We start from the raw sequence: 3,900 nt of genomic DNA, 5'->3' as shown, positions 1-3,900 counted from the left end.
GTCCGGAACTCATCTCGAACTGCTCGAAAAAAATGGCGCCTATGCCCACCTTTATCGACTGGGATTTCAATCACCCGCTTGATGTTGTGAGACACCAAAAGCTGTGGATACCTGATTTCTATTGCGGCCTATGGCTGCTCAGCCTTTTACCCGAAAGTTTTGCGCGATGAGTGTCTCTATCAGTGGTTTTACGTTCATACGCAATGGCGTAAGCCTCGGCTTTCCATTCGAAGCTTCTATTCGCTCTCTCCTGCCCCTTGTGGATGAGTTCGTTGTAGCCGTCGGACAAGGCGAAGATGRCACGCTGGCGCGTGTGAAAGCGATTGGCGACCCGAAGATCAGAATCATCGAAACACTGTGGAACGAACGCATGGCGGACCGCGGTTTTGTCTATGCACAACAAAAAATGATTGCCCAGTATTCCTGCACAGGCGATTGGGCGTTCTATCTCGAGGGCGACGAAGTCGTGCATGAGGGCGAGCTTGCCGCCATACGTGCCAGTGTGGAACGCCATCACGCCAATCCCGCTGTCGAAGCACTGGTGTTCGACTACCACCACTTTTACGGCTCTCCCGACTGGATATCCATCAGCCCGGGATGGTACCGCCGCGAATGCCGCTTGATCCGCAATACCATTCGAAGTTATGCACCCGATGGCCAGTATTGGCTGGTCACGACGCAGCACAAACGGGGACGCAATCCCCAAGCCGCACTTGCCGGTGCGCACATTTACCACTACGGCTGGATTCGGCGCAACGAGGAAATGCAGAAAAAGCTGGACCAGGTCAGCAAATATTGGGGCGAAGCCTCGGCAGCACAGATCACTTACAGCCAGTTTGATCGCCGCGCGCTCGCCCCTTTTACAGGCACACATCCGCGGGCCGTGCAGGAATGGCTGACCACGGAGGCCGAGCCGGTCCTGAACATAGACCCTGCCTACAGGCCTACGCCCAAGGAAAACAAATACCACTTCATGCGGCAGGTTGAAACATTGACCGGGCTGGATTTCAGCCGCAAGCATTTCAAACTGGTGGCTTGATCCCTCTGAGCCTCCTCAGGAAGACGCGGTCCTCGCCGCGATAGCTAAACGGCACAGCGCCTCCTGCTGCAGCGCAATTTCACGCCACTGGTAGTGTGCGGCAAAGGCCACAGCGCCCTCCGACAGCGTTTCCCGCAACGTCACCTGGGCAAGCAGATCGCCCAACACTCGTGTCAGTTCAGCCGCGTCCCTGGGATCATCCAGCATCAGGGCATTCACGCCTTGGCTCAGCAGGCCGGAAATACCGCAGTACTTGGGCCCGCTGACCACCACCGGCAGGCCATGGGCCATGGCCTCCAGCACCACCATTGCAAAGGTGTCCTCAAAGGTTGGATGCACCAGGGTATCGGCGGCCTCGTAGGCTGGGCTGACGTCCTTGAGCGCACCCAGGAAAAACACCCGTACACCGAGTTTGAGCGTCTCGGCAAGTGCACGGAATTCGGCTATATGCGCAGGATTTCCCACTACCGCCAGCACCACATCGGCTGGCAGCTGCGTCAGAGCCTGCAGTAAAGCCTCCAGGCCCTTCTTGCGGTAATCGTTGCCCACAAACAGCAGGCAACGGCCCTCTGCCGGCAAGCCCAGCTGCGCCCTCGCCTCGCGCTTTCGATCCAACGTTACCGGCAAGTTCGGCAGCGTGATGCCCGGAGTCACGACCGAAACAGCCGCGCGGCACGCTGGATAGGCAACTTCCATGATGGGCCGCAAGCTTTCGGAGGTCACGACCACCTGCCGGCCTGGGCGGGGGGCATAGCGCGCCCGCTCCAGCGCCAGGTAAGCCAGCAGGCGCGGACTGGTCACGACCTTGATCCAGCGCAGCACAAGGCGCAAGCCACCGCGGGCATGGAACAGGTTGTACTTGACCGGCAACACGTGTACCGTCTGCACCTCTCCATGCCAGGTGTTTTCATGGGAATGCACCACATCAAAGCCGCGGCGCGTCGCCCACCATGTCATTGTGGCAAACCAGAGCTGGTTGACCCAGCGCGGCTTGCGCAGCGGAGCCGACACCTTGTGGTAAGTCACACCGGGCCACTGGTGGTCGATTTCCTGCGCGAACACGTGCATGTCGTGTCGAGCCGACAACTGCTCGACCAGCGCGATGGAATAGCGCTCGGCTCCCCCGCCGGTCGGTGAGAAAGTACGGTTGAAAACGGCGATTCGCAGTTTCTTGGGTGGGGAGTCGGTAGGGCTCATTTTTTCCGGCGGTCTTCGTAGGCCGTGGCGATCTTGAGCCAGAACACCGGCAAGGTAGTTGAGCGCAGTACGGGCACTCGCGGCAGCTGCAGCAGATCAACGCCGCTATGGCAGCGGCTGCGCTGCGTGGTGGTAGCGGTGGCAAAACCCAGGTCCCGGACCAGCTCGACGTGCCTGGTCTCGTAATGGCCATAGGGATAGCAGAAATGCTCGACCGGCCTGCCGATAACGGTCTCCAGTCCGGCTTTTCCGAGCACTATCTCCTCTCGACAACCGGACTCGTCGGTTTCTATCAGGTTGACATGGCTGCGGGTGTGCGAGCCTATCTCCTGCCCACCTGCCACCCATTGGCAGATTTCCCCCTCGTCCATCAGCGGCGTCTGCGGGATACCGATGCCCTCGTCCCAGATATTGGTTTTACCGAGCAAGCCGCTGACCGCATAGCAGGTCGACGAGAAGCCCTGCTTCACCAATACCGGCAGGGCATGCGTGAGGTTGTTCCGGTAGCCGTCATCAAAGGTGATACCTACCACCTTGCCGTTGCGAGCGCCCTGCAGGTAGGGCTGCAGGGCGCTCATGGATAGGCCCGTGTAGCCGAGTAGCTTGAGCCAGGCCATTTGCCGCGCGAAAGCCGCGGGCGACACGTAGAGCCCGCGAAACGGGCTGCTGCCCTTGGGCGGAGCCTCTGCGATCTGGTGGTAGACCAGGATGGGGATGGGTTGGCGGTTCAGGGTCAACATGAAGGTCAAAGCAACACGATGTCGTATTGTTCCTGAGCCATCGCTGCTTCCGCTTGCAGCGAAATGGGTTTACCGATGAAGTCGCTCAAGCTGGCCAAATGCTGACTCTCTTCGTCCAGGAACAGCTCGATCACCTTGGGCGAACCCACCACCCTGAACTCCCGGGGATTGAACTGGCGCGCTTCGCGCAGGATTTCGCGCAGGATGTCGTAAGTCACGCTGCGCGCGGTCTTGACCACGCCTTTGCCCATGCAGGCGCTGCAGGGTTCGCAAAGCTGGTGGGCCAGCGATTCGCGTGTACGCTTGCGGGTCATCTCCAGGAGGCCCAGAGCGGAAAAGCCGTTGACCGTTGTCTTGATGCGGTCGCGCGCCAGCTGCTTCTGGAATTCGGCCAGCACCGCGTCTCGGTGGTTTTCCCGGATCATGTCGATGAAATCGACGATCACGATGCCGCCCAGGTTGCGCAGGCGAAGCTGGCGTGCAATGGCCTGCGAAGCCTCCAGGTTGGTCTTGAAGATGGTGTCATCAAAATTGCGCGCGCCCACAAAACCGCCGGTGTTCACGTCCACCGTGGTCAACGCCTCGGTCTGGTCGATGATCAGGTAACCGCCCGACTTCAGGTCCACGCGCCGGCCCAGGGCCTTGGCGATCTCCTCGTCGATGCTGAAGAGGTCGAAGATAGGCCGCTCGCCGCCGTAGTGCTGCAGCTTCTGCTCTGTGGCTGGCATGAACTCCATGGCAAAGGTCTTGAGCTTTTCGAACTGCTCGCGCGAGTCTATGCGTATGGTTTGCGTGTCCTCGACTACCAGGTCGCGCAGCACGCGCTGCAGCAGATTCAGGTCCTGGTGCAGGACTGAGGCCGGCGGCAGGCGCAGCGAAGCATCCTTGATGCGTGCCCAGGTCTTGCGAAGATAGGCAATGTCC

The 3,900-nt window shown here is 59.9% G+C and carries 4 protein-coding genes; 1 reads left to right on the top strand and 3 read right to left on the bottom strand.

Features of this window, described 5'->3' with window-relative positions:
• Nucleotides 1-166: 166 nt before the first annotated feature.
• On the top strand, nucleotides 167-1,039 hold the full coding sequence (locus AC1D0Z_RS17310) for a glycosyltransferase family protein (RefSeq protein ID WP_477659454.1): 873 nt from the start codon (nucleotides 167-169) through the stop codon (nucleotides 1,037-1,039).
• Nucleotides 1,040-1,054: 15 nt separating this feature from the next.
• On the opposite strand, the gene AC1D0Z_RS17305 is transcribed toward AC1D0Z_RS17310, so the two are convergent.
• From AC1D0Z_RS17305 to AC1D0Z_RS17295, 3 genes are all read right to left on the bottom strand, one after another.
• Nucleotides 1,055-2,236, bottom strand: coding sequence for a glycosyltransferase family 4 protein (locus tag AC1D0Z_RS17305; RefSeq protein ID WP_477659453.1), 1,182 nt, complete (start codon nucleotides 2,234-2,236; stop codon nucleotides 1,055-1,057).
• On the bottom strand, nucleotides 2,233-2,976 hold the full coding sequence (locus AC1D0Z_RS17300) for a polysaccharide deacetylase family protein (protein ID WP_477659452.1): 744 nt from the start codon (nucleotides 2,974-2,976) through the stop codon (nucleotides 2,233-2,235). Before AC1D0Z_RS17300 ends, AC1D0Z_RS17305 begins: the two co-directional genes overlap by 4 nt.
• A gap of 5 nt (nucleotides 2,977-2,981) precedes the next feature.
• A partial coding sequence (locus tag AC1D0Z_RS17295; RefSeq protein ID WP_477659451.1) for a ribonuclease E/G occupies nucleotides 2,982-3,900 on the bottom strand: 919 nt, incomplete at its 5' end.

Source organism: Polaromonas sp. P1_E3 (assembly GCF_056405935.1).
This window is presented reverse-complemented; position numbering and strand designations above follow the sequence as displayed.

Bases quoted from the DNA above. Each gene is read 5' to 3' on its own strand.
- AC1D0Z_RS17305 (WP_477659453.1), bottom strand. From the start codon at position 2,236: ATGAGCCCTACCGACTCCCCACCCAAGAAACTGCGAATCGCCGTTTTC.
- AC1D0Z_RS17300 (WP_477659452.1), bottom strand. From the start codon at position 2,976: ATGTTGACCCTGAACCGCCAACCCATCCCCATCCTGGTCTACCACCAG.